The following is a 24,826-nucleotide window of genomic DNA, read 5'->3' as shown; positions in this document are numbered from 1 at the left end:
TCAAGTACGCTGCGCGCCGGTTCTCAAAAGCCACGATTTTCGGCACGTCATAACGACAATCTCGCTAATCGCGAATGTTGAGATAATAAAAAACCCCGCCAAAAGCGGGGTTTTCTTTTGATCTATCGTGAGACCGATTAGTCGATGTCGAAGGAAACGCCCTGTGCGAGCGGCAGAGCCTTCGAGTAGTTGATGGTGTTGGTTGCGCGGCGCATATAGCCCTTCCACGCATCCGAACCCGATTCACGACCGCCACCAGTTTCCTTTTCGCCGCCGAATGCGCCGCCGATTTCAGCACCCGAAGTGCCGATATTGACGTTTGCAATACCGCAATCCGAACCTTCAACCGAAAGGAAGCGCTCTGCTTCCTGCAGGTTCAGCGTGAAGATCGACGAAGACAGGCCTGCGCCAACTTCGTTATGGCTCGCAAGTACGTCGTCGAAGTCGGAATACTTCATGACGTAAAGGATCGGTGCGAAGGTTTCTTCGAGAACCGGACCCTGCTGCTTTGGCATTTCGACGATAGCCGGACGCACGTAGTAAGCGTTTTCATGGCCAGCGTCGACGCGTTCGCCGCCCTGTACCTTACCGCCGTGAGCGGCTGCTTCCTTGAGTGCCTTCTGCATGTTGTCGAAAGCAACCTTGTCGATCAATGGACCAACCAGAGCTGTGGTTTCGAGCGGCGAACCAACGGTAACGCTGGCATATGCCTTCTGCAGACGTGGAACGAGAGCGTCGTAAACGCTTTCATGTACGAACAGACGACGGAGCGTGGTGCAACGCTGACCAGCGGTGCCCATTGCACCGAAAGCGATTGCGCGCAGCGCCATGTCGAGATCTGCCGATGGGCAGACGATACCGGCATTGTTGCCGCCGAGTTCGAGGATTGCACGCGCAAAACGCTTTGCAAGGCGTGGACCAACTTCGCGGCCCATGCGGGTCGAACCGGTTGCCGAAAGAACTGGAACCTTCGGGCTGTCAACGAGAACTTCACCAACAGTACGGTCGCCGAGTACAACTTCAGCCAGACCTTCTGGAGCATCGCCAAAACGCTTGATGGCGCGCTTCAGGATTGCGTCACATGCAATAGCCGTGAGCAGGGTCTTTTCCGATGGCTTCCAGACAACCGAGTTACCGCAAACGATAGCGAGAGCGGAGTTCCATGCCCAGACAGCAACAGGGAAGTTGAAGGCCGAGATAACACCGACAACGCCAAGCGGATGCCAGGTTTCCATCATGCGATGGCCAGCGCGTTCGGTTGCGATGGTGAGGCCGTAAAGCTGACGCGACAGACCAACTGCGAAATCGCATATGTCGATCATTTCCTGTACTTCGCCGAGGCCTTCCGAAGGAATCTTGCCAGCTTCGAGCGAAACGAGACGGCCGAGATCTTCCTTGGAAGCGCGGAGTTCTTCACCCAAGAGACGGATCAGTTCGCCACGCTTTGGAGCTGGAACAGTGCGCCAAGCGCGGAAAGCTTCGTCAGCCTTGTCGATGATCTTGACTGCATCTTCTTTGCTGTGGGTCTTGATCGAAGCGATCTGTTCACCGGAGACCGGGCTGAAGCCAGCGAGGTCGCCCGACGTGTAAATGGCTGCGTCAACGCCAAGCTTTGAAAGCAGATCAGCGGCTTCTTTTTTCACGTCGAGTTTTTTAACAGCGGTGTTCATATTAATCCTCTTAGCCTGTCTAATTATTATTCTGCTGCTTCAAGACCGCTCAGGCGGGCCTGTACAGCTTCGATGGATTCGCGTTCGATACGGGCATAATGCTCGAATTCATTAAGAACCTTGGCGCCAAGGTCTTCCTCGAAACGCTTCTGGTTCGGGCTTTCCACAAAATCCTGCGCGTCGTCGTCGCCCAGATTGGACTGGAAGATACCAGCGGCACTGACCGGCAGGAAGTCTTCATAGATGATCGGATCGAACTGGACTGCGCCGCCTTCGATCAGAGTTTCAATATCGGTATCAGGCTTGAACGCTGCAAGACGTGCGGCATCCTTGACCGAATAGGCGAAATAGCCAAGCGCTTCTTCACGCACGCCAGCCCATGTGTCAGGGAAAGCGGCAAAGGTGTCGCTCAGTGCCTGCACATATTCAGCCGAGTTTGAACCATCTGGCGCTGGGCGTGCAATGGCGCGGGTGTCGTTGAGCAGCTTGTCGTAAAGCGCGCGACCCTTTGGTGTGAGAGCGACGCCACGCTGTTCGATTTCACCGAAACGGGCAGTGTGGGAGCCTGGGGTCCAAGTGCCGTCTGCGCTTACGAACGAAACTTCTTCTTCCAGTGCCTTGAACGAGGTCTGGCGCAGAAGGATCGGGCATTTGCGGGTTGGTGGACCTTCGACAACTGCCTTCGGGTTGATGCCGCGATCTGGCATCTGAACCTGCACGGCGTCGATGTCGAGCGTGCGTGGTGTCAGGTGGTTGATGTGCGGACCCTTGAAGGAAACAACGTCGGCGATCAGGCGATGCGCATCGTGGAGGCGATGGTAAAGCTCGGCACTGACATTGGCATGATCGTGCCAGCGGAACGTTTCGAGCACTTCTGCAACGAAGGTCTTCGCATCGCCTTCATCAAGGCCGCCATTGGCTTCCGCCTTTTCGACAAGCGCAATCGCGCCCGGCGTGAAGATGTTGCGCTTCGCGAGAACTTCTTCCGATTCTGCACGCAGCTTCTCATCAGAGATCAGATCAAGGCGCAGCAATGAGGTGAAAACACGGAACGGATTGTGCTTGAGTGCTGCATCGTCGATCGGGCGGAAGGCGGTGGAATGCACTGGCACGCCGGCAGCGCTCAAATCGTAGTAGCCAACCGGGAACATTCCCATGACCGAGAAAACGCGGCGCATCATCGACAGCTCAGCGGCAGTGCCCAAACGAATTGCACCGTGACGTTCTTCGGAAATGCGTTCGAGCGAATCTGTTTCCGTCAGACGCTCATGCAGATGCTTATCGTCTGCGAGAACCTTTGCGTTCACATCGGAGACGAGTTCCATCAATGTGCCATAAGCAGGCACTTCTTCCTTGTACATGGCCGACATGGCTGCCGAAAAGGCGGAGCGAATGGCGTCCGGTGAAACGAATTTCTGCGCGTTCATTGCAAGAGCTTCCGTAGAAGTTGGATCGTCTGCTTGGGAGGTATGTTAGAAAATAAAAAACACACCGCGATTATGATGAAAATGTATCATATCAGCCGTTTTGCCGTTATGATCGCGACGAACGCAACTATGTTAATGCGAGATTGGAATGAAGCTTAGCAGGAGACTGATCCCCGACATTGCCACGCTGCAAGCGTTTGAATGTGCGGCCCGACATGGCAGTTTCACGCAGGCCGCCAACGAATTGAACCTCACGCAGAGTGCTGTCAGCCGTCAGATCAAGGATCTCGAAAGCCAGCTCGGTGTATTGCTGTTTGAGCGCATCCGCCAGCGCATTCTTCTCTCTGATGCAGGACGAAAGTTCCTGCCGGAAGTGCGGCGTCTGCTCAACCAGACTGAGGACACGATGCTGCGCGCCATGGCGTCGGCGCAGTCTACCTCTTCATTCAGCGTGGCGACGCTGCCGACATTTGGTACGCGCTGGCTGATGCCGCGTATTCCGGATTTCGTCGAAAAACATCCTGGCATTGCAATCAATGTAGCTTCGCGTTCCGGCGTTTTCGACTTTGAAGAGCAGCCTTTCGATCTTGCTATCCATTATGGCCAGCCGGTCTGGGCACATGCGACCTGCACCTTCCTGTGCTCAGAGGTGATTGTGCCTGTTGCAAGTCCGAGCCTTCTTAAAGCGCGCCATCCGGCAACCCCGGAAGAGCTGGAAAACGAGCCGCTGCTGCATCTAGCGACACGGCCTAAAATGTGGGCGCAATGGTTTGAAAGCTGTGGCGTTGAAGGCAAGTCCGCTTATCGTGGCCACCGTTTTGATCAGTTTTCGATGGTGATCGGGGCGGCACTTGCAGGCCTTGGCTTCGCACTGTTGCCGCTTTATCTGATTGAACAGGAATTGCGTAACGGCGAACTGGTCATGCTTTTCGAGCAGCCGATGCGGACCGAGAATGACTATTATCTTGTGGTTCCGGAAGGCAAACTTGAGAACCCGCTGACGCAGGTCTTCTGTCAGTGGATCGCAGGGCAGGTGGGGAACGTCGTTCTTTAGTATAGGTCATTCCGAATAGGCATGAATTGTTGCAGAAATATTGCTGTTCTTGTGGCTTCCGCAGCATGAAATAGTTGCGACGGTAAAAACCGCCAGTTTTCCAAAATAAGAAATGGTTGCCTTCAATGTTGAACGATCCTCGCTCGCATGGTCTTTGGGAGAAGACCGCTCCAGCCGCACCGAAGACCACATCGCTGAAAGGCGATCTGTCTGCCGATGTGGTGATTGTGGGCGGCGGATTTACCGGCCTTTCGACGGCTTTGCATCTGGCTGAAAAAGGCACCAACGCCGTCGTGCTGGAAGGCATTGAAATCGGCTACGGCGGCTCGGGCCGCAATGTGGGCCTCGTCAATGCGGGCATGTGGGTGATGCCGGATGATCTGCCGGGCGTGCTTGGTCATCAATATGGCGACCGTCTGCTCGATGTGCTCGGCAATGCGCCGAAGCTGGTTTTTGAAATCATCGAGAAACACAAGATTGCCTGCGAAGTTGAAAAGCAGGGCACGCTGCATTGCGCTGTTGGCAAGAAGGGTCTCAAGGAACTTGAAGACCGCTATGAACAGTGGGCGCGGCGCGGTGCCAATGTAAAGCTGCTCAATGCTCAGGAAACCGAAGCCAAGGTCGGCACCAAGGCCTATTCCGGATCGCTTCTCGATCTGCGCGCCGGTACAATTCAGCCACTCGCCTATGTGCGTGGACTTGCACATGCAGCCGTTGCTGCTGGTGCCCGAATTTTCACGGGAAGCCCTGTGACCGGTGCCAGCGAACAAAACGGCAAATGGGTGGTCAAGACTGCTACCGGTACGGTGACAGCCGATTGGATCGTGGTTGCAACCAACGCCTATACCAATGTGCCATGGCCGGAAGTACGCGCCGAGCTTGTGCACCTTCCATATTTCAACATGGCCACCAAGCCTCTCTCGGACAATATTAAGCGTTCCATTCTGCCGGAGCGTCAGGGCGCATGGGACACCAAGGAAGTTTTGTCGTCTTTCCGCTTTGACCAGCAGGGCCGTCTTGTGTTTGGCAGCGTCGGTGCGCTGCGCAATACGGGTGCGAGTGTGCATAAGGCATGGGCAAAGAAGTCGCTGAAACGTCTCTTCCCGCAGATCGGCGAAGTGGAATTTGAGTCGGAATGGTATGGCAAGATCGGCATGACCAATGACAGTCTGCCGAAGTTCCATCGCCTTGCACGCAATGTTGTTGGCTTTTCGGGTTATAACGGACGCGGCATCGCGCCGGGAACAGTGTTTGGCAAGCATCTTGCAAAGCTGGTTTCAGGCGAGATCGGGGAAGCTGATCTGCCACTGCCGGTTAGCGATCCGAGGGAACAGAGTTTCCGTGGTCTGCGCGAAGCCTATTATGAAGCGGGCGCTCAGGTAGCACACGCGGCCGAGATAATTATCTAAAGCAAAGCATGTCTCCCAAAAGTGGAAACCGGTTTTGGGATAAAGACATGCGTTAATGTCAAAGTGTCATATAATTGAAGCCTAAGCCCTTTATGGCATCCGCATCGCTTCCGGGGTGGAAGAGATGCGGAAGGCAAATCAATCTGAAATGCCCTTCGCAGACCGTATATCTGCCGGAGGGCATTTTGCTTTCTGAAATCGTTTCCGATTTTCTGGCAGATGTTTTACAGACTTGTTTGACAGGTGAGTCATGAACAGGAATGATCGCGCTTCTCGATATGACAGTATCTGCGCCATTTCAGCTCGTATGCAGCGTAATCACGCTGGAGCAGCGGCACATGCTGCTGAAAATCACACAGAAATTCGAGGAGCAAACTCCATGACCAAGATGTTGAAGCGGGCTACGGCCATTCCAGCTCTTCTTGCTCTGTCCATGGCTGTCGCACAGGCTGACACGCTGACGCTTTACACGTCGCAGCCAGAAGCTGATGCGACCAAGACGGTTGAAGCTTTCCGCAAGGCTAATCCAGATACGGATGTGCAGATTTTCCGTTCGGGAACAAGCGAACTCCTCACCAAGCTTGCCGCTGAATTTTCAGCTGGCGCGCCACAGCCTGACGTTCTGCTGATCGCTGATGCGGTGACGATGGAAGGTCTCAAGAAGGACAAGCGCCTTCTGCCTTACACGGATGCCAAAGTTGATGGTTTTGCAGCGGATAGCTATGACGCCGACAAGACTTATTTCGGCTCCAAACTGATCACCACCGGCATTGCATACAACACGGGTGCGGCGCAGAAGCCTGAACATTGGGCCGATCTCGCCAAGGCTGACTATAAGGGCCAGGTTGTTATGCCAAGCCCGCTTTATTCGGGTGCTGCGGCCTATCTCCTGAGCGGTTTCGCACTCAACAAGGATCTCGGCTGGGATTATTTCAAGAACCTCAAGTCCAATGAACTTGCAAGCGTGAAGGGCAATGGCGCGGTTCTGAAGTCGGTCGCAAGTGGCGAAAAGCCATACGGCATTCTCGTTGACTTCATGGCGCTCAATGCCAAGGCCAAGGGTTCGCCGATCGAGTTCGTCTTCCCGTCGGAAGGTGTGCCTGCTGTAACCGAACCAGTTGCGATCATGGCGACAGCCAAGAACGTCGATGGTGCCAAGAAGTTCGTTGATTTCATCCTGTCGGATGATGGCCAGAAGCTGGCACTTGAGCAGGGCTATCTGCCTGCCAAGAACGGCGTTGGTCGCCCTGCATGGCTGCCAGAAGGCACCAAGATCAACATCATGTCTATCGACACCCAGAAAGTTCTCGATCAGACTGATGCCGACAAGAAGCAGTTCTCCGAGCTGTTTGGCGGATAAAAAGCGAAAATGCGGATGTTTCGAGATCTTCAGGGCCGTGATACGGCCCTGATTGTTGGTGTAACGCTGATTGTTGCGGTGCTGTCGCTTCTGCCGATGGCGCGTCTGCTTGTTGAGCTTGTTGCGCCGCAGGGACAGCTTTCGACATCCGTTCTTTCTGAAACATTGAGCAGCCGCTCGACATGGATTGCCACATGGCACTCCCTGCAGATCGGTATCGGCGGCACGCTGCTGGCGTTGGTATTTGGCATTATTGCGGCGTTGCTCGTCGGCCTCACAGACATGCGCGGGCGAAATATCTTCGTGCTATTTTATGTGACCCCGCTGCTGATTGCCCCGCAGGTGACAGCGCTGGCGTGGCTCCAGCTTTTCGGGCCTTCCAGCCAATTCCTCAAGATCATCGGCATGGCGCCGCCGCTGGGAAGCCGCAATCCGCTCTATTCTGTCTGGGGCATTATCTTTCTGCTGGGCGTGCAATATGGACCGCTGGTCTTTCTGATTGTGCGCGCTGGTCTGCGCAAGCTTCCACGCGAGCTGGTGGAAGCGGGTCTGAGTGCCGGTGCCAGTAAATGGACCGTTCTTCGCACCATCATCCTGCCGCTGATGACGCCATCGATCATCGGTGCTGCAGCCTTGGCTTTCGTGTCGTGCGTCGGCAATTTCGGCATCCCGGCGTTTCTGGGGATTCCATCGAATTACCTCGTTTTGCCAACGCTGATTTATCAGCGTCTTGCGGGCGGTGGGCCAGCGGTGCTCTCCAGCGTCGCGGTGCTTTCAGTGCTGATTGGTCTGATCGCTATGGCAGGGATCGCAGCGCAAGATTACGCCTCGCGCCGTCGCGATTTCCGCATTGTTTCAACGTCGTTGCCCGCTGCACCTTTTGCGCTTGGCGTATGGCGTATTTGGGCGGAACTGGCTGCATGGCTGTTGATCGTGATCGTGCTGTTTCTGCCGCTGATCGGTTTGACGCTTTCAGCACTGGTTCCGGCCTATGGCGTGCCGCTTACATTTGCGACAGCAACGCTTGAAAATTTCCGCTTTGTGATGCTTGAACACAGCGGATCAGCCCGCGCTTTTGGCAATAGCCTGATGCTGTCCTTTGCGGCGGCTGTCTTTGCTGTGCTGATTGCAGTTCCACTTGCCTATATGCTCGCATGGCGCAAACGGCGGTGGACGCCGATCCTCAACTTCGCAGCCGAGATGCCCTATGCGTTACCGGGCGTGGTGCTGGCAATTGCTTGCCTGCTGATGTTCTTAAAGCCGCTGCCGGTGGTGGGTGTCAGCCTCTATAATACGCTCTGGATCATCCTGTTTGCCTATCTTGCGCGCTTCTTCGTGCTGGCGCTGCGGCCAACGGTTGCTGGCCTTCACCAGATTGACGGTGCGCTGGAAGAAGCCGCGCGAATTGCAGGCGCAGGGCTTTTCTATCGGCTCAGGACCATTATATTTCCTCTTGTCGCACCAGCGACGCTTGCAGGCGGCGTGCTCATTTTCATGACCGCATTCTGTGAGCTGACGGTTTCAGCGCTTCTCTGGGCGTCGGGATCGGAAACGCTGGGCGTGGTGATGTTTTCTTTTGAACAGGCGGGCGATTCCGCCTATGCGGCTGCCATATCCATTCTGGCCGTTGCGGTAACATTCATGCTGATGCTTGCAACAAATCTGTTTGCGCGGCGTCTTCCAAACGGGGTGCTGCCATGGCGCGACTGAAAATCGCTTCTGTTTCCAAGGCCTTCAATGAATTTCAGGCCCTGTCTGAAGTGTCGCTTGATGTGAAGGACGGCGAGTTTGTTGCCATTCTCGGACCATCCGGCTGCGGCAAGACAACGCTTCTGCGGATGATTGCAGGTTTTGAAGACGTTGACGGCGGCGAAATCCATATTGGAGACAGCCGCGTTTCCCATGTTGACGGTAACGTGCCACCGGAAAAGCGGCAGGTCGGTATCGTCTTCCAAAATTATGCGCTCTGGCCGCATATGACGGTCGCCGAGAATGTCGGCTATAGTCTGCGGGTGGCAAAGGTTGCCAAAGCCGAGCGTGAGGACCGTGTTCGCCAAGCGTTGGCGCTGGTCGATCTTGACGGTTTTGGTGATCGCCGCCCGGCCAATCTTTCGGGTGGTCAGCGGCAGCGTGTGGCTTTGGCCCGCTGTCTGGTAGCAGCCCCTTCGCTGGTCTTGTTTGACGAACCGCTTGCCAATCTTGATGTGCATTTGCGTGCTTCGATGGAAGACGAGTTTGCGGCTTTCCACAAGCGCACCGGTACGACGATTATCTACATCACGCATGACCAGGCCGAGGCCATGGCGCTTGCTGACCGGATTGCAGTTCTCGATCACGGCAAGCTTCAGCAGTTCGATACACCACGTAAGCTTTACGAAGAACCGGCCAGCGAAATGGTCGCGTCCTTCATCGCGCATGGTATGGTTCTGCCTGCGGAGGTCGTGTCTTTTGCGCAAGCGGGACATTGTGAGGCGCTGGTGCTGGGAAGCCGTGCTGAGGTGCGTTGTTCCGGCATTGAAATGCCGCGTGCCAATGCGCAGCTCTGCGTTCGTGCAGAGGATCTGGCATTGACTGAAACCGGCGGCATCCCTGTGCGGGTCAAGCGTTCAGTCTATCGCGGTGGCGGTTCGCGCATCGAGGCACATCCGCTGACAAAACCGGATATTCACCTGCATTTTGAAGTGCGCGATCCAGTAAGACTGGAAGAAGGCGATGAGGTTCGCATCGCTATTCGCGGCGGCTGGATCATTCCAACCGATGAAATGCCGGTGAGAAAAGTCTCAACCGGCTTTCCAATCGGCAACAAGATTTAAAGCATGTCGCGGAAAAGCGGGAACCGCCTTCGCGGGGAAATCAGTCCACTGGACTGATTTCTGATCCCGCTTCGATCCGATAACGACATGCGCAAAAAAATAGATAGAGCGAGCGCTGTGGATACGAATAAGCGCGACACGCTCTAGCCTATTTCTTCTTCATCGCTTCCAAAAGGGCTGCACCGAAACCGCCGGTTGACGGCTGTTCCTGTTTGCGCGGGGTGAAGTTTTGCTTCTGTGCAGGTTTCGTGTCGCGCTGCGCATTGTTGCGCGGGGCAGGGGCTTCGCCACCGTCCTTGCGCATTGTGAGGCCGATGCGCTTGCGCGGCACATCCACTTCGGTCACGCGCACCTTCACCACATCGCCAGCCTTGACCACTTCATGCGGGTCTTTGACAAACTTATCAGCGAGCTGCGAAACATGGACAAGTCCGTCCTGATGCACACCGATATCGACAAAGGCACCAAAGGCAGCAACGTTTGTGACGGTGCCTTCCAGCATCATGCCGGGTTTCAGATCCTTGATGTCATCGATGCCATCGGCAAAGGTCGCGGTTTTGAATTCAGGACGGGGATCGCGACCCGGCTTATCAAGCTCGGCGATAATGTCGCGCACGGTTGGTAGACCAAAACGCTCATCGACAAAGACGCGCGGATCAAGGCTTTTAAGTGCTGCGCTATCACCCATGAGGCTGCGCACATCGCGGCCGCAGGCGGAAACGATCTTTTTGGCAACGCCATAGGCTTCCGGGTGAACGGAGGACGCATCAAGCGGCTCGGTGCCGTTGGCGATACGCAGGAAGCCTGCGCATTGTTCAAAAGCGCGGTTGCCGAGGCGGGCTACTTTCAGAAGTTCCTTACGGTTCTTGAAGGCACCGGCGTCGTCGCGATGCGCAACAATTGCTTCGGCGAGAGACTTTCCCAGACCCGATACACGCGCCAGCAGTGAGGCGGATGCCGTGTTGAGATCAACCCCGACAGCGTTCACCGCATCTTCGACCACTGCATCGAGCGAACGTGCCAGACGGGACTGATCGACATCATGCTGATACTGGCCAACGCCGATGGATTTAGGCTCGATCTTGACGAGCTCCGCCAATGGGTCTTGCAGGCGGCGGGCGATGGAAACGGCACCACGCAGCGATACGTCGAGCTGCGGAAATTCGTTCGCTGCGGCTTCTGACGCCGAATAGACCGATGCACCTGCTTCCGACACGATGACTTTGAGCGGCTTGGGCGCTGGCAGGTCGTTGAGCATATCCACGACAAGACGTTCGGTTTCGCGGCTGCCTGTGCCGTTGCCAATCGCAATCAGCTCGATCTTGTATTTACGGATCAGGCTTGCAAGCTCTGCCTGTGTGCCACGCACATCGTTCTTTGGCGGAAACGGATAGACCGTCGTTGTGTCGAGCAGTTTGCCAGTGCCATCGACGATTGCGACTTTGACGCCGGTGCGGATGCCCGGATCAAGGCCCATGGTGGCACGAGAACCGGCAGGGGCTGCGAGCAGCAGGTCTTTGAGGTTGCGGGCGAAGACGTTGATTGCTTCTTCCTCGGCGCGTTCACGCAGGTCGCGCATGAGGTCGAGTGACAAGGAGAGCGAGAGCTTGACGCGCCATGCCCAGCCTGCAACTTCCATCAGCCAGCGGTCGCCGGGCAGGGTTGCGCCGATATTATAGGCGGCTGCAATTTTGCGTTCGACCGGCTTTACAGGCGAGGTGTCATCAGCATCGATTTCAATATCGAGCGACAGAAAATCCTCGTTGCGGCCGCGCAGCATGGCCAGAGCGCGGTGGCCTGCAACATTTGCCCAGCGTTCGGAATGGTCGAAATAATCGGAGAACTTCGCGCCAGCGTCCTGTTTGCCATCGACAACTCGGGAGCGCAGAACAGCGCGATCTTTGAGATAGTTACGCAGATTACCGATTAGTTCAGCATTCTCGGTGAAGCCTTCGGCAATGATGTCGCGTGTGCCCTCAAGAGCTGCTTTGACATCGGCAACGTCGCCTGTGACATATTGTGTGGCAATCTCTGCGGGAACCAGCCTGCGGTCGGTGAGAATGGCTTCGGCAAGCGGTCCAAGACCACGTTCGCGGGCGATTTCTGCTTTGGTGCGGCGCTTAGGCTTATAGGGAAGATACAGATCTTCAAGCTCGGCCTTGGTCTGGACGCCTGCGATTTTCAGCTCCAGTTCCGGCGTCAGCTTTTCCTGCCCGCGGATCGATTCCAGAATGGAAGTGCGCCGTGCTTCAAGCTCACGCAGATAAGAAAGTCGCTCATCCAGCGTGCGCAATTGCGTGTCGTCAAGTCCGCCGGTGACTTCTTTGCGGTAACGGGCGACGAACGGCACAGTCGAGCCTTCATCGAGAAGACCAATGGCTGCTATGGCCTGTTCGGGCTTTGCGTTGATCTCCGCTGCAATGATTGCGGCAATTCGCTTAATATCGTTGGCCATATTCATTCCAATCTCAAATCTTTACGCGAACATAGTCGGATAGGTTTTTGACGCAATCACGACCGCCATAATGGTCCACAGGAAAGCATGTATATTCTTTGTTCACGCGCCTGTGAACGCGCAGGGTCTTTTAAAATCGGAATTGAGCGATACATATATCGTGAAATGACGATATGAACGAAGATCAGCGAGGTGACTATGATGTCGGACATTCAATCTGTAGCACAGCCTAATTCATTGGCTATGCCGTTGGACGAGATACTCAAAGCACTTGGCCATCCAGTTCGTCTCGACATTTTAAGCTGGCTCAAGCAGCCGGAGAAGCATTTCTCCGCTCAGCACATGCCCCTGGAGATGGGTGTGTGCGCCGGTCAGTTCGAGCGGTGCGGCCTCTCCCAGTCCACCGTTTCTGCTCATTTGTCCGTGCTGACGAAAGCGGGGCTGATTACGCCCCACCGCGTTGGTCAATGGACCTTCTACAAGCGCGATGAGGAGGCGATTGCCGCCTTGCTCAAATCACTGTCCGATCTTTAATCCCATTTGCCCAATCGTTCCCACTTGAAGGAAATGTATCTATGGCCACATTGTTCGATCCAGTTACAGTCGGCGATCTCAAGCTTGCCAACCGTATCGTTATGGCACCGCTGACGCGCAATCGCTCGCCCCGCGCTGTGCCAAACGACCTCAACGTCACCTATTATGAACAGCGCGCAAGTGCTGGTCTCATCATCACCGAGGCAACGCCGATCAGCCATCAGGGGCAGGGCTATGCCGATGTGCCGGGCCTTTATTCGGACGAGCAGCTTGCAGGCTGGAAGCGCGTCACCGACGCTGTTCACAGCGCAGGCGGCAAGATCGTCGTGCAGATGTGGCATGTGGGCCGTATTTCGCACGACAGCCTGCAGCCAAATGGCGGCAAGCCGGTTGCGCCTTCGGCCATCACGGCCAAGTCGAAGACCTATCTCGTGCATCCGGATGGCACCGGCGAATTTGCACCAACCTCAGAGCCACGCGCGCTTGAAAAGAGCGAGCTTCCGGAGATCGTTGCGACCTATGCCAAGGCTGCAAAGGATGCGGTTGAAGTGGCTGGCTTTGACGGCGTCGAAATCCACGCTGCAAACGGCTATCTGATCGACCAGTTCCTGCGTTCGGACAGCAATCATCGCACCGATGAATATGGCGGCTCCATCGAAAACCGCGCACGATTCCTGTTTGAAGTGGTAGACGCAATCACCAAGTCAGTTGCACCGGGCAAGGTTGGCATTCGTCTTTCGCCAGTAACGCCTGCCAATGACGCATCGGATTCCGATCCACAGCCGCTGTTTGATTATGTGCTCGAAAAGCTTGCCTCTTACGGCCTTGCATATGTTCACATCATCGAAGGTGCGACCGGCGGCCCACGCGATTTCCAGCAGGGTCCACAGCCATTCGATTATGCGCGTCTGAAGCAGGTTTATCGCGATGCCGGTGGCGAAGCTGCCTGGATGGTCAATAATGGCTATGATCGTGAACTGGCTGAACAGGAAATCGAAAGCGGCCGCGCTGATGTGGTTGCCTTTGGCAAGCCGTTCATCTCCAACCCTGACCTTGTCCGTCGTTTGAAGGACAATTCACCGCTCAATGAGCTGGATCAGCAGCATATGTATGGCGGTGGCGCCAAGGGATACACGGATTACCCGATCCTCGCCTAATAGAAATGAAGAAAGCCGCCATGCCGGTCTGCAAATGGCAATTTGTCTGCGTTCCGATGCTCATGTACCCCAAATTACACTCCGCTTCGGTACTCGAAAATCACCATTTTCGCCATGGCCTGCCGCTTTTTAATTCAGACACTTACTCATAAAATAAAAAGCCCGGCTTTGAGCCGGGCTTTTTTATTACAGACGTGCGCGCGTTGAGCGCGGTGTTGCCAACAATAGATTGGTTTCGCTGGCCTTGATCCCCGGCACCAGCCGGATGCGGCGCAGCACGGCATCGAAATCGGTTAGCGTCGCAGCTCCCAGTTCCACTACCAGATCGAAACGGCCATTGGTGGTGTGGATGGCTGAAATTTCGGAGAAGCCGCCAAGCGCTTTGACCACACGGTCGGCGACATGGCCTTCGATTTCGATCATCATGATACCGCGCACCGGCAGATCGACCGCGTCAGACCGCAGGATTACCGTATAGCCGATGATGTCGCCGGACTGTTCCAGACGTTCCATGCGGGAGCGAACCGTCGCGCGGGAAACGCCGAGATCGATTGCCACATCCGAAATGCTGCGCCGGCCATTGTGACGTAAAAGCGTGATAAGCTTTTCATCCAGATCGTCCATGTTTTCTCCATTTTGAAAAGCCAATCCGACATTCTGATAAACCAAACCGTTAAAATTGCCAATCCGGTTGCTTCACATCGCCAAGCTTAAATGGTCAATCTATGGCGATAGAGCGGCTCCAGTTGCTACAGAATCGTGAGCCGCTCCATCTTTTTGTTACTATGCATTTGCCTACGCAAAACCGCTTCGCACTTTTGCTGGAAATGCTTTAATTTCTCAGGAGTAGCACTTTATGCATTGCAAGATTTTGGGATTGCCGGTTCAGGAAGGCACTGGACGTCTGGGCTGCAATATGGGCCCCGACGGTTATCGCGCCGCTGGCATTGCGGATGCGATTCGTGAACTCGGTCATGAGTTTACCGATCTGGGCAATCTGGCCCCGGCTGAACAGCGCCCACTGAGCCATCCCAATCCTGTGATCAAGGCTTTGCCGCAGGCTGTCGCCTGGATCGAAGCCATTAGTGAAGCCGCTTATCGTGAGAGCGAAGACGGTTTCCCGATATTCCTGGGTGGCGATCATCTGCTTGCAGCAGGCACTGTTCCCGGCATTGCGCGCCGCGCCGCGGAAAAGAGTCGCAAGCAATTTGTGCTGTGGCTTGATGCGCATACGGATTTCCATACGCTGGAAACAACGGGCAGTGGCAATCTGCATGGTACGCCTGTGGCCTATTATACGGGCCAAAAGGGTTTCGAAGGCTATTTCCCGGCATTGGCAGCACCGATTGATCCAGCCAATGTCTGCATGATGGGTATTCGCAGTGTTGATCCCGCAGAACGCGATGCGATCCAGAAAACTGCTGTGTCTGTTTTTGATATGCGCCTTATCGATGAGCACGGTGTGGCAGCGCTGCTGCGCCGCTTCCTGCAGCGTGTGAAAGACGAAAACGGCCTTCTGCATGTGAGCCTGGACGTCGATTTCCTTGAGCCGTCGATTGCGCCAGCTGTCGGCACCACGGTTCCGGGCGGCGCGACCTTCCGTGAAGCGCATCTTATCATGGAAATGCTGCACGACAGCGATCTGGTGACAAGCCTCGATCTGGTTGAGCTTAACCCGTTTCTCGATGAACGCGGACGCACCGCAACGGTGATGGTCGACCTGATGGCGAGCCTGTTGGGCCGCAGCGTCATGGATCGTCCAACCATCAATTATTGAATTCAGAAACCGCATTCGCTGCTGGCGGATCAATGGTCTGCCGCTGAATGCTAAGGAGCAAGAATGACCCAACCGAACCTCAATATCGTCCCTTTCGTCAGTGTCGATCACATGATGAAGCTGGTGCTTTCCGTCGGTGTCGAGACCTTCCTCAAGGAACTCGCCGATTACGTGGAAGAGGATTTCCGCCGCTGGGAAAGCTTCGACAAGACGCCGCGTGTGGCTTCGCATTCCGATGAAGGCGTGATCGAACTGATGCCGACAAGCGACGGTACGATGTACGGCTTCAAATATGTGAATGGTCATCCAAAGAACACGCGCGACGGCCTGCAGACGGTGACAGCTTTTGGCGTTCTCTCGGATGTTGGCAGTGGCTACCCGATGCTTCTGACCGAAATGACCATTTTGACGGCGCTTCGCACCGCTGCAACCTCGGCCGTTGCGGCCAAGCATCTTGCACCAAAGAACGCACGCACGATGGCGATCATCGGCAATGGCGCGCAGAGCGAATTTCAGGCTTTGGCGTTCAAGGCAATTCTCGGCATCGACAAGCTGCGTCTTTACGATATTGACCGCACGGCTTCGGAAAAATGCGCGCGCAATCTCGAAGGCGCAGGCATTGATATTGTGATCTGCAAGGATGTTGAAGAAGTGGTCGAAGGTGCGGACATCATCACCACCGTAACCGCCGACAAGCTCAATGCCACGATCCTGACCGACAACATGGTTGGCGCTGGCGTTCATATCAACGCGGTTGGCGGTGATTGCCCCGGCAAGACCGAGCTTCATGGCGATATTCTGCGTCGCTCGGACATCTTCGTCGAGTATCCGCCGCAGACCCGCATCGAAGGCGAAATTCAGCAGCTTCCGGAAGATTATCCCGTCAATGAATTGTGGGAAGTGATCACCGGCAAGACTGAAGGCCGCAAGGATGCGCGTCAGATTACGCTGTTCGATTCGGTCGGCTTTGCTACGGAAGACTTTTCGGCACTGCGCTATGTTCGCGATAAGCTCCAGGATACGGGCTTCTATGAGCAGCTCGATCTTCTGGCTGATCCGGATGAGCCGCGCGATCTTTACGGCATGTTGCTGCGCCACAAGCAGCAGCTTAAGGCGGAACAGTCCAAGCCTGCCGCATAAAACTTCAAAGCCTGCCTCTTCATCAGAGGCAGGCTTTTTGTTTTGTCTTAGACGCTGATCTTATCCGAAGATAGGTTCCTACTTTTCCGCGATATGTTTTAGAGAGGCTTACGCGAATGGCGCGGGGTAGAAATCGTCCCGCCATGGGTTGCGATTGCCATTTCAAAACTATCGGCGATGCGTCGGGCGCGATCGATAAATACAATTGCACCTTCGGGCGGGAAAACCTCGCGTGCCGTCTGTTCAAACAGCTCCAGCCAGCGGTCGAAATGATCGCCTTTCAAGCCAAGTCGCAGATGCGGCGGCATGGGGCGCCCTTCATAGCTGCCGGTTTTCAGAATGACCGATGACCAGAATTCCGCGATTTGATCAAGGTGGTGATCCCAATCCGCCACCGCTTGCGTGAAGATTGGGCCAATCACGGCATCTTCCCGCGCACGTCCATAAAACGTGTCGACCAGTTGTTTGATGGACGCCTTGTCGATGGATGGATGAGGCTGGTTTATAAGAACGGTCATTTTCGGTGCCAATTGGATTGCTGCCGCAAGAACGGCCTTCGAGCCAGATATAGGCCTGCAATTCCCTTGATGCCAGAGAAGCTTTGCCGCACATGCCTGGAAGCCGCTGGCAATAACGGCATTAAGCGGTTTCGAAGCCCGTCTGATTTCCAATCGCGCTTTGGTTGTAATCTGATGAGCCAAATGAGGTCGAAATATCTGGAATTGTTCGCGTTTTACGACTGCAGTTACCGACGATTTTCTTGCGCTGTCTTCAAATATGGAAATTATTTCCATTTAATTTAAGTTTTCGCGACCGGAATTCAGCTTTGAACAAAGAGAAAAAATAACGGCTGATGTAAAAAATAACATTACTTCTAATTTTAGTATTTACTAATTAAAGTGTTTGCTCATGATTTCGGGCAATATGTTTATTGCTATCTATTTATTATGATTTATTTTTAAAGATATTCACAAAAATGAAAGGAGATAGGTTTGATTTTTTAATAGATATTATTAGTTTAGGATAATCCGAAATATCAATGTTTATGGAGGATATATGCCAAATACAGAGGGGAATTTGGTTGCATTCCATGATGTAAGAAACGTTGAAGCTATTGAAATTCTAAAGACAAGTTCTGATCACGGCTGGAAAAACTTGTTTGCCTACACGGCACGTCTGCAACCATTTAATTCTGTATTCCAGCCCGTCGATTCGCTATTGGTTGCCATGGTCCTTAAAGGGCATCTGCAAGGAGCTTGGCAGATAGGTGGAGAGTTATCGGAACTTTATCTGCAGCCCGGATCAATTATTGTAATTCCTCCGGACGAGAGTTTGAAAGTTTCGATAAATAGTAATGCTGAAGTTATAAATATATATATATCCAAGAACCTAATGGATGATGTTTTTCTAGAATTTTCATCCGTTAGCAATAATCTATTCAAGCTTGACTACAGTCTTTCCATCTATGACGAATTCCTGGAACAGACAATTAATTCCGTTAAAGATATATTGTATGTCGGTGGACGGTTTTCATCCATTGAAGTGCAATATATAGCGCGTCTTCTTGTTGCGCGTGTCGTGTCGAAATATTCTACACTAACATCGGGTGATCTTAACCCTGATGCTGGTCTTTCTCTTCCTACACTTCAAAAGACATTCGATTACATCGATGAAAATCTACATCGTCGCATTGTTATCGATAAGCTTGCCAATACCGCCGGAGTGGGGGCTGCGCAATTTGCCCGTCTGTTCAAGAGGGCAACGAATGTCACGCTGCACCAATACATCATTCGCCGCCGCGTTGATAAGGCGCGTGACCTTTTGATGGAAACGCAGATGCCGATTGCTGAAATCGCGCATGAGTGCGGTTTCGCAGATCAGGTCCATCTTACTCGTTTTTTTGGGAGAATTATTGGAACAAGCCCTGCATCCTTCAGGAGAAGAGCTCAACGATAGGTAGTCCAAAACATACAACTTAATTAGTACATTTTGTATTTATTATACAAAAGGAGTCGATATCAGCATAGACAAACCTCTACCGATAACGAAATTTTGAGACGGGTATTTATCGTCTTCGAGGGGTGTTCTCAGCAACTATTATGAAGTGCAGATTTATGGCTTTACTTTACGCGAGGTTTATACTTTGCGGTTGGTCCTGTTTGTATTTAATATTTAGTTCACATTTTAAATAATATTGATGCCATAGATAAGCGCTCTCTCAATAGTTCGAGTTCTGTTTCACATAGGCCCTTGAAGCTCAGTTTCGGTTGAGGAGAGAGTCATGGTTGCAGTTGTTACGAATAAGGTGAGCGGCAGCTCGCGTACCATTACTGGTGATAACATCGTCCTTTCAGGACCTAGCATTGTTAAACTGTCGCTCAATCCAGACGCGATTGCGGAATACCAGAAGATTGGCAACGATCTCCTTATTCGACTGCATAATGGCGAAACAATCCGAATTGTTCATTTCTATACGCATTATCAAAACGGTGAGGATAACGACCTCGTCCTGCAGGATGATCATGGTAAGCTGTGGGCCGGTAATCACAGCGATGGCTTAGCCGATTTCAATTTCTCCGAGATACAATCCGTTGATCAGCTTGCCGGTGGCGGCGGTGGTGGTTTGGGCCCGGTTCTGCTAGGCCTTGCTGGTCTGGGCGCCATAGGTGCCGCGATCGGAGCATCGTCGCGCGGTGATGATGATAATGACGCGGACGCAGATTCTGATGCCGATGCTGACGCTGACGCAGACGCTGATGCCGACGCTGACGCCGATGCTGACGCCGATGCGGATGCGGATGCCGATGCGGACGCTGACGCCGATGCTGATGCTGATGCCGACGCGGATGCTGACGCCGATGCTGACGCGGATGCTGACGCTGACGCAGATGCGGATGCTGACGCGGATGCTGACGCCGACGCTGATGCTGACGCGGATGCTGATGCTGATGCCGATGCTGACGCGGATGCTGACGCTGACGCAGACGCTGATGCCGACGCTGACGCCGATGCTGATGCTGATGCCGACGCGGATGCTGATGCTGACGCGGATGCCGATGCTGACGCTGACGCAGATGCGGATGCTGACGCCGACGCGGATGCTGACGCGGATGCTGATGCCGATGCCGATGCTGACGCGGATGCTGACGCTGACGCAGACGCTGATGCCGACGCTGACGCCGATGCTGATGCTGACGCTGACGCTGACGCAGATGCCGATGCTGACGCTGATGCCGATGCGGACGCGGATGCTGATGCCGACGCTGATGCTGACGCAGATGCCGACGCGGACGCTGACGCAGATGCTGACGCAGACGCGGATGCTGACGCTGACGCAGATGCTGACGCAGATGCCGATGCTGACGCGGATGCCGACGCAGACGCTGACGCAGATGCCGACGCTGATGCGGACGCTGACGCAGACGCAGACGCTGACGCAGACGCGGATGCTGATGCCGACGCAGACGCTGACGCTGATGCCGATGCGGATGCCGACGCTGATGCCGATGCGGATGCCGATGCTGATGCGGATGCTGATGCCGACGCTGATGCGGATGCTGATGCCGACGCGGATGCCGATGCTGACGCTGATGCGGATGCCGACGCTGATGCCGACGCTGATGCCGACGCGGATGCCGACGCTGATGCTGACGCAGATGCCGATGCTGACGCTGACGCTGACGCTGATGCCGATGCGGATGCGGATGCTGATGCCGACGCTGATGCCGATGCTGACGCTGATGCGGACGCGGATGCCGACGCGGATGCTGACGCTGATGCCGACGCCGATGCGGACGCGGATGCCGATGCTGATGCGGATGCTGATGCCGATGCTGACGCTGATGCGGACGCGGATGCCGACGCTGATGCCGACGCCGATGCCGACGCCGATGCGGACGCGGATGCCGACGCGGATGCTGACGCTGACGCAGATGCCGACGCCGATGCTGACGCGGATGCTGACGCGGACTCAGATTCTGATACGCCGGATGAGCCGAATGTCACTGTCGGTGATGACGGTCGTACACTGACGATTACCGGCGAGCCCAATACGACCGCGACGATTTACAATTCTACAGGTGGCGTAATTGGCACTGTCGGCCTGTCTGGCGACGGGAGTGCAACATTTACGCTCGATCCAAGCAATGGTCAGGTCGTCACTGTGACCTTGACGAACGCTGCGAATAACGAGTCTCCGGGAACGGCTGCGACACTCCCAGATTCATTGGCGCCGGATGACCCAGCTGTAACTGTAGGTGAAGATGGTGTAACCCTCACCATCACCGGTGAGCCGGGTGCAACTGCCACGATTTACGATGCGCAGGGCAATCCGATTGCAACGGTTCCGTTGGGTGCGGAAGGCGAAGCGACCTATACCTTGCCGGAAAGCAACGGTCAGACCGTCACCGTTACCCAAAGCGATGCGGCGGGTAACGAATCGGGCTCAACCTCTGCAACCTTGCCGGATACGCTGGCACCGGATGCGCCGACGGTTGTGGTTGGTGAGGATGGGGTGACACTCACCATTACCGGTGAGCCTGATGCAAGTGCTACGATCTATGATGCCGAAGGCAATCCAATCGCGACAGTTCCATTGGGTGCGGAAGGCGAAGCGACCTATACCTTGCCGGAAAGCAACGGTCAGGCCGTCACCGTTACCCAAAGCGATGCGGCGGGTAACGAATCGGGCTCAACGCCTGCAACTTTGCCGGATACGCTGGCACCGGATGCACCGACAGTTGTCGTTGGTGAAGATGGTGTAACGCTCACCATCACCGGTGAATCGGGTGCGACTGCCACGATCTACGATGCCGAAGGCAATCCGCTTGCGACGGTACCGCTCGGTCCAACGGGTGAGGCAACCTACACGCTTCCGGAAAGCAACGGTCAGGCGATCACCGTCACTCAAAGTGATCTTGCGGGTAATGAATCGGGCTCAACGCCTGCAACCTTGCCGGATACACTTGCTCCATCTGCTCCGGTCGTGGTTGTCGGTGAAGATGGTGTGACGCTCACCATTACCGGTGAGCCGGGTGCAAGCGCGACAATATATGATGCCGAAGGCAATCCGCTTGCGACGGTTCCACTGGGTGCGGAAGGCGAAGCGACCTATACCTTGCCGGAAAGCAATGGTCAGGCGATCACTGTTACCCAAAGCGATGCAGCAGGTAACGAATCGAGCGCAACACCTGCAACCCTGCCAGATACGCTGGCACCGGATGCACCGACAGTCGTCGTCGGTGAAGATGGTGTAACACTCACCATCACTGGTGAGCCGGGTGCAACCGCCACGATCTATGATGCCGGAGGTAATCCGATAGCGACGGTTCCACTGGGTGCGGAAGGCGAAGCGACCTATACCTTGCCGGAAACGAATGGCCAGGCAGTTACCGTTACCCAGAGCGATGGGGCAGGTAATGAATCAGGCTCCACGCCAGCAACCTTGCCGGATACGTTGGCACCAGATGCGCCAACAGTGGCTGTGGGTGCTGACGGACGTACGCTGACGATCACTGGTGAGGCGAACGCCACGGCGACAATTCATAATGCGCTTGGTCAAGTTATCGCGACAGTGCCGCTCGGCGCTGGTGGAACAGCAACCTATACGCTGGACCAAAGCAACGGGCAGAACGTATTGGTCTCACAGACTGATGCTGCGGGTAATCAGTCGGAGGCCAGCCCTGCGACCGTGCCGGATACGCTGGCACCGCTTGCGCCAACGGACATCACCATCACGCCAGATGGTGTGACCGTTAGCGGTAAGGGTGAACCGAATACGACGGTCATTATTCGAGGCGCAGGTAACGCTGTCGTCGGTGAAGGAACCGTTGACTCTAGCGGCAACTTCCAGATTGGGCTTACAACTCCGCAGAGGGAGGGGCAGCAACTGTCCGTCACACTGGAGGATGCGGCAGGCAATCTCTCAAACCCAGGCTCGGTAACCGCACCGATTATCGATCCGGGCAGCACAGCGCCGGTCGACGATAATGTAACTGCAGAAGTGGTTATTCAGCCAACGACAACCGCCGTCACTTATCCGGGTGCATCCTATCTGGCACTTGTCGGTATTCTGGGTCTTGATCTGCGTGTTCTGAGCGTGAACTCCGTGGGTATCACGGTGGCACAGGGTCATCAGCAGAATCTGCAGCTGACTTACGCACAGGCGCTGGGTGTGGATCTGGCAGGTGGTACATCGATTATCGTCCAGAAACTGATGCCGGACGGTACATGGGCCGCGGTGGACGGCAATGGCAATGCCACACTGCTTACCCTGACACTTCTGGGTAATCGTGCCGAAGCCTCCGTACTGCTGGGTGAAGGTACATATCGTGCCTTTGCCGCAGTTCAGAACACGGTCAGTGTGGGTCTGCTTGGCAATCTGGCAGTCTCGGGCCAGGATCTGAACTATCAGGAACCAAGTGGTATTCAGGCTCCAGCCATTCAGGGCAACGTCATGGCCAATGACGGTGCAGCGATTGAAGCTGGCCACCTGGTTACAAGTGTCACCGTTGGCGGTGTCGCACATGCCGTGGTTGCGGGTGCTCAGGGTACAACGATCACTGGTCAGTATGGTACATTGGTCATCCATCAGGATGGCACATATACCTACACGCCAAATGCGAGTGCGGCTGCCATCGGGCAGGTCGAGCAGTTTACCTATACGGTTCACGATCCGCTCACCAACGCCAATACAACCGCAAATCTGAACATCCGTATCGATAGCGATGGTCAGGGACTTGTGTGGAGTGATGACTTCACCCAGCCTGCAACCTACGACTTCGTTGCCACCGACGACACGGATACGTCGGGAATTGTCTGGGTCAATGCGGTCAATAATGCCTTCTTTGATCAGACACAGCCTCTCACCGCGCTTCTGGGTGGCGCTCAATCGAACAGTAATACGTTCACTATCGGCAGTAATATGGATGCCACCGGAACCATAACCATTTCGGTTACGGTAGCGGCTGTAGCGAGCGGTACGGTTGTCATCCAAAGGCTTGTTGGTGGTACCTGGCAGAATGTGGGCACGCCAGAAACCTACACTATGACGCTCGGTCTGCTCGGCGTCGTGAAGACCCTTGACGTTGGCAGCCTTAATCTGGTCCCGGGCCAGTATCGTGTCCATACCACGATCAGTGGTGTTGCAGGTTCGGTTAATACGATCTCGGATGTCAATGTCACCTTGACTGACCAGCATGTGATCCAGAGCAATCCTGGTACGACGGGCAATCTGCTCGACAATGACGGGACCTTGCCACTTGCTGCAAAACTACAGGTTCAGGGCAGCGGCGGCTTTGTGACTGTCAGTGCTACCGGCACTGTCATTCAGGGACTGCATGGTGACCTGACGATCTACAGTAATGGTGAATACAAGTATCAGCCGCACTCGAACCTTGCTTACACAGATCGCTTTGCGACGGATACCTTCAACTACAAGATCGTGCTGCCAAACGGCCACGAAACGGCGGCTCACATCACCATCGGGCTGGAAGAAGGTAGCCAGATACTCAGTGCCCGTATTGCAGAAGATCCGGTTCATGATGATGCCGTGGCTGCGGAGCATCACGATACGGCGGCTGCTGCATCGGCGAACGAGCATAACGACAATTCTGATGCACATACGACCCATCAAGCGGATGAGCATCAGGTGGCGGACGACAACACCCTGAATGATGGCAGCGGTGATGTCCACGCTTCAACTGAAACACCTGTGGATCAGGAGGCCACACAAACGACCGAACAGACGGCTTCAGCTGAAGGGAGTGGTGATGCACCCGTTGCAGATCAGCATGAAAGCGATGTTGTCCCGCTCGGTGATCATCTGGCGGCACCAGATGCAGATGCTGGCGAAACCCCAGCTCAGCATAGCCTGACAGAGGGCATATTGCTCGATGATGGCAGTGGTGAAGTGACATTGCCGTCAAGCAATGACCAGTCGTCCAGCGATGACAGTGCCACACAGACATCTGACACGGGTCTGGGTACGGCTCCAGTCGAGGAAACGGCCTCAGTGGATGATCCGCTCGGAC

Annotated in this window: 16 protein-coding genes; 11 read left to right on the top strand and 5 right to left on the bottom strand. The window is 54.8% G+C overall.

Features of this window, described 5'->3' with window-relative positions; genetic code table 11:
* Nucleotides 1–137: 137 nt before the first annotated feature.
* Together amaB and hglS are read right to left on the bottom strand one after the other, a co-directional pair.
* Entirely contained in the window at nt 138–1,670 is a 1,533-nt protein-coding gene (amaB, locus tag CEV34_RS03175; RefSeq protein ID WP_007876181.1) for an L-piperidine-6-carboxylate dehydrogenase, read from the bottom strand.
* A gap of 26 nt (nt 1,671–1,696) precedes the next feature.
* Nucleotides 1,697–3,097, bottom strand: coding sequence for a 2-oxoadipate dioxygenase/decarboxylase HglS (hglS, locus tag CEV34_RS03170; protein ID WP_007876179.1), 1,401 nt, complete (start codon nt 3,095–3,097; stop codon nt 1,697–1,699).
* 148 nt (nt 3,098–3,245) lie between these two features.
* On the opposite strand from hglS, the gene CEV34_RS03165 reads away from it, so the two are divergent.
* The 5 genes from CEV34_RS03165 (at nt 3,246) to CEV34_RS03145 (ending at nt 9,733) form a co-directional block, all read left to right on the top strand.
* Nucleotides 3,246–4,151, top strand: coding sequence for a LysR family transcriptional regulator (locus CEV34_RS03165; RefSeq protein ID WP_007876178.1), 906 nt, complete (start codon nt 3,246–3,248; stop codon nt 4,149–4,151).
* A 125-nt stretch (nt 4,152–4,276) separates the two neighbouring features.
* Entirely contained in the window at nt 4,277–5,560 is a 1,284-nt protein-coding gene (locus CEV34_RS03160) for an NAD(P)/FAD-dependent oxidoreductase (RefSeq protein ID WP_007876176.1), read from the top strand.
* Between the two features lie 379 nt (nt 5,561–5,939).
* Nucleotides 5,940–6,920 carry an ABC transporter substrate-binding protein gene (locus CEV34_RS03155; RefSeq protein WP_007876174.1) on the top strand — a complete coding sequence of 327 codons (981 nt, stop codon included), beginning with the start codon at nt 5,940–5,942 and terminating at the stop codon, nt 6,918–6,920.
* A 9-nt stretch (nt 6,921–6,929) separates the two neighbouring features.
* Nucleotides 6,930–8,630 (top strand): ABC transporter permease, encoded by a 1,701-nt coding sequence (locus CEV34_RS03150; protein ID WP_007876172.1) that lies wholly within the window; start codon nt 6,930–6,932, stop codon nt 8,628–8,630.
* Nucleotides 8,618–9,733: an ABC transporter ATP-binding protein gene (locus CEV34_RS03145; protein WP_007876171.1), complete on the top strand. Its 1,116-nt coding sequence runs from the start codon at nt 8,618–8,620 to the stop codon at nt 9,731–9,733. The genes CEV34_RS03150 and CEV34_RS03145 overlap by 13 nt, the downstream gene beginning before the upstream one ends.
* Before the next feature lie 148 nt (nt 9,734–9,881).
* On the opposite strand, the gene CEV34_RS03140 is transcribed toward CEV34_RS03145, so the two are convergent.
* Complete coding sequence (locus tag CEV34_RS03140) at nt 9,882–12,188, bottom strand: Tex family protein (RefSeq protein ID WP_007876170.1); 2,307 nt, start codon at nt 12,186–12,188, stop codon at nt 9,882–9,884.
* A gap of 243 nt (nt 12,189–12,431) precedes the next feature.
* On the opposite strand from CEV34_RS03140, the gene CEV34_RS03135 reads away from it, so the two are divergent.
* Nucleotides 12,432–12,722 (top strand): ArsR/SmtB family transcription factor, encoded by a 291-nt coding sequence (locus CEV34_RS03135; protein WP_007876169.1) that lies wholly within the window; start codon nt 12,432–12,434, stop codon nt 12,720–12,722.
* Nucleotides 12,723–12,763: 41 nt separating this feature from the next.
* A complete protein-coding gene (locus tag CEV34_RS03130) occupies nt 12,764–13,879 on the top strand; it encodes an alkene reductase (protein ID WP_007876168.1) in 1,116 nt (371 codons plus the stop codon).
* A gap of 186 nt (nt 13,880–14,065) precedes the next feature.
* On the opposite strand, the gene CEV34_RS03125 is transcribed toward CEV34_RS03130, so the two are convergent.
* Complete coding sequence (locus tag CEV34_RS03125) at nt 14,066–14,503, bottom strand: Lrp/AsnC family transcriptional regulator (protein WP_007876167.1); 438 nt, start codon at nt 14,501–14,503, stop codon at nt 14,066–14,068.
* A 232-nt stretch (nt 14,504–14,735) separates the two neighbouring features.
* Here CEV34_RS03125 and rocF point away from each other — a divergent pair, with 232 nt between their 5' ends.
* The gene (gene rocF / locus CEV34_RS03120; protein WP_007876166.1) at nt 14,736–15,656 is read left to right on the top strand and encodes an arginase; all 921 of its coding nucleotides are present in this window, start codon (nt 14,736–14,738) and stop codon (nt 15,654–15,656) included.
* A 63-nt stretch (nt 15,657–15,719) separates the two neighbouring features.
* Nucleotides 15,720–16,796, top strand: a complete 1,077-nt coding sequence (locus tag CEV34_RS03115; protein WP_007876164.1) for an ornithine cyclodeaminase — start codon at nt 15,720–15,722, stop codon at nt 16,794–16,796.
* 98 nt (nt 16,797–16,894) lie between these two features.
* On the opposite strand, the gene CEV34_RS03110 is transcribed toward CEV34_RS03115, so the two are convergent.
* On the bottom strand, nt 16,895–17,314 hold the full coding sequence (locus tag CEV34_RS03110) for a group III truncated hemoglobin (RefSeq protein ID WP_007876161.1): 420 nt from the start codon (nt 17,312–17,314) through the stop codon (nt 16,895–16,897).
* Between the two features lie 538 nt (nt 17,315–17,852).
* Here CEV34_RS03110 and CEV34_RS03105 point away from each other — a divergent pair.
* Entirely contained in the window at nt 17,853–18,752 is a 900-nt protein-coding gene (locus CEV34_RS03105; protein WP_007876156.1) for a helix-turn-helix domain-containing protein, read from the top strand.
* Nucleotides 18,753–19,077: 325 nt separating this feature from the next.
* Nucleotides 19,078–24,826 (top strand): BapA/Bap/LapF family large adhesin (locus CEV34_RS26650; RefSeq protein ID WP_143853299.1); only part of this gene is annotated, 5,749 nt, incomplete at its 3' end.

The sequence above is a fragment of the Brucella pseudogrignonensis genome (assembly GCF_002252525.1).
Taxonomy (GTDB): Bacteria; Pseudomonadota; Alphaproteobacteria; order Rhizobiales; family Rhizobiaceae; genus Brucella; species Brucella pseudogrignonensis.
This window is presented reverse-complemented; position numbering and strand designations above follow the sequence as displayed.

Coding starts and splice junctions, on each gene's coding strand:
- amaB (WP_007876181.1), bottom strand. CDS start 1,670: ATGAACACCGCTGTTAAAAAACTCGACGTGAAAAAAGAAGCCGCTGAT.
- hglS (WP_007876179.1), bottom strand. CDS start 3,097: ATGAACGCGCAGAAATTCGTTTCACCGGACGCCATTCGCTCCGCCTTT.
- CEV34_RS03165 (WP_007876178.1), top strand. CDS start 3,246: ATGAAGCTTAGCAGGAGACTGATCCCCGACATTGCCACGCTGCAAGCG.
- CEV34_RS03160 (WP_007876176.1), top strand. CDS start 4,277: ATGTTGAACGATCCTCGCTCGCATGGTCTTTGGGAGAAGACCGCTCCA.
- CEV34_RS03155 (WP_007876174.1), top strand. CDS start 5,940: ATGACCAAGATGTTGAAGCGGGCTACGGCCATTCCAGCTCTTCTTGCT.
- CEV34_RS03150 (WP_007876172.1), top strand. CDS start 6,930: ATGCGGATGTTTCGAGATCTTCAGGGCCGTGATACGGCCCTGATTGTT.
- CEV34_RS03145 (WP_007876171.1), top strand. CDS start 8,618: ATGGCGCGACTGAAAATCGCTTCTGTTTCCAAGGCCTTCAATGAATTT.
- CEV34_RS03140 (WP_007876170.1), bottom strand. CDS start 12,188: ATGGCCAACGATATTAAGCGAATTGCCGCAATCATTGCAGCGGAGATC.
- CEV34_RS03135 (WP_007876169.1), top strand. CDS start 12,432: ATGCCGTTGGACGAGATACTCAAAGCACTTGGCCATCCAGTTCGTCTC.
- CEV34_RS03130 (WP_007876168.1), top strand. CDS start 12,764: ATGGCCACATTGTTCGATCCAGTTACAGTCGGCGATCTCAAGCTTGCC.
- CEV34_RS03125 (WP_007876167.1), bottom strand. CDS start 14,503: ATGGACGATCTGGATGAAAAGCTTATCACGCTTTTACGTCACAATGGC.
- rocF (WP_007876166.1), top strand. CDS start 14,736: ATGCATTGCAAGATTTTGGGATTGCCGGTTCAGGAAGGCACTGGACGT.
- CEV34_RS03115 (WP_007876164.1), top strand. CDS start 15,720: ATGACCCAACCGAACCTCAATATCGTCCCTTTCGTCAGTGTCGATCAC.
- CEV34_RS03110 (WP_007876161.1), bottom strand. CDS start 17,314: ATGACCGTTCTTATAAACCAGCCTCATCCATCCATCGACAAGGCGTCC.
- CEV34_RS03105 (WP_007876156.1), top strand. CDS start 17,853: ATGCCAAATACAGAGGGGAATTTGGTTGCATTCCATGATGTAAGAAAC.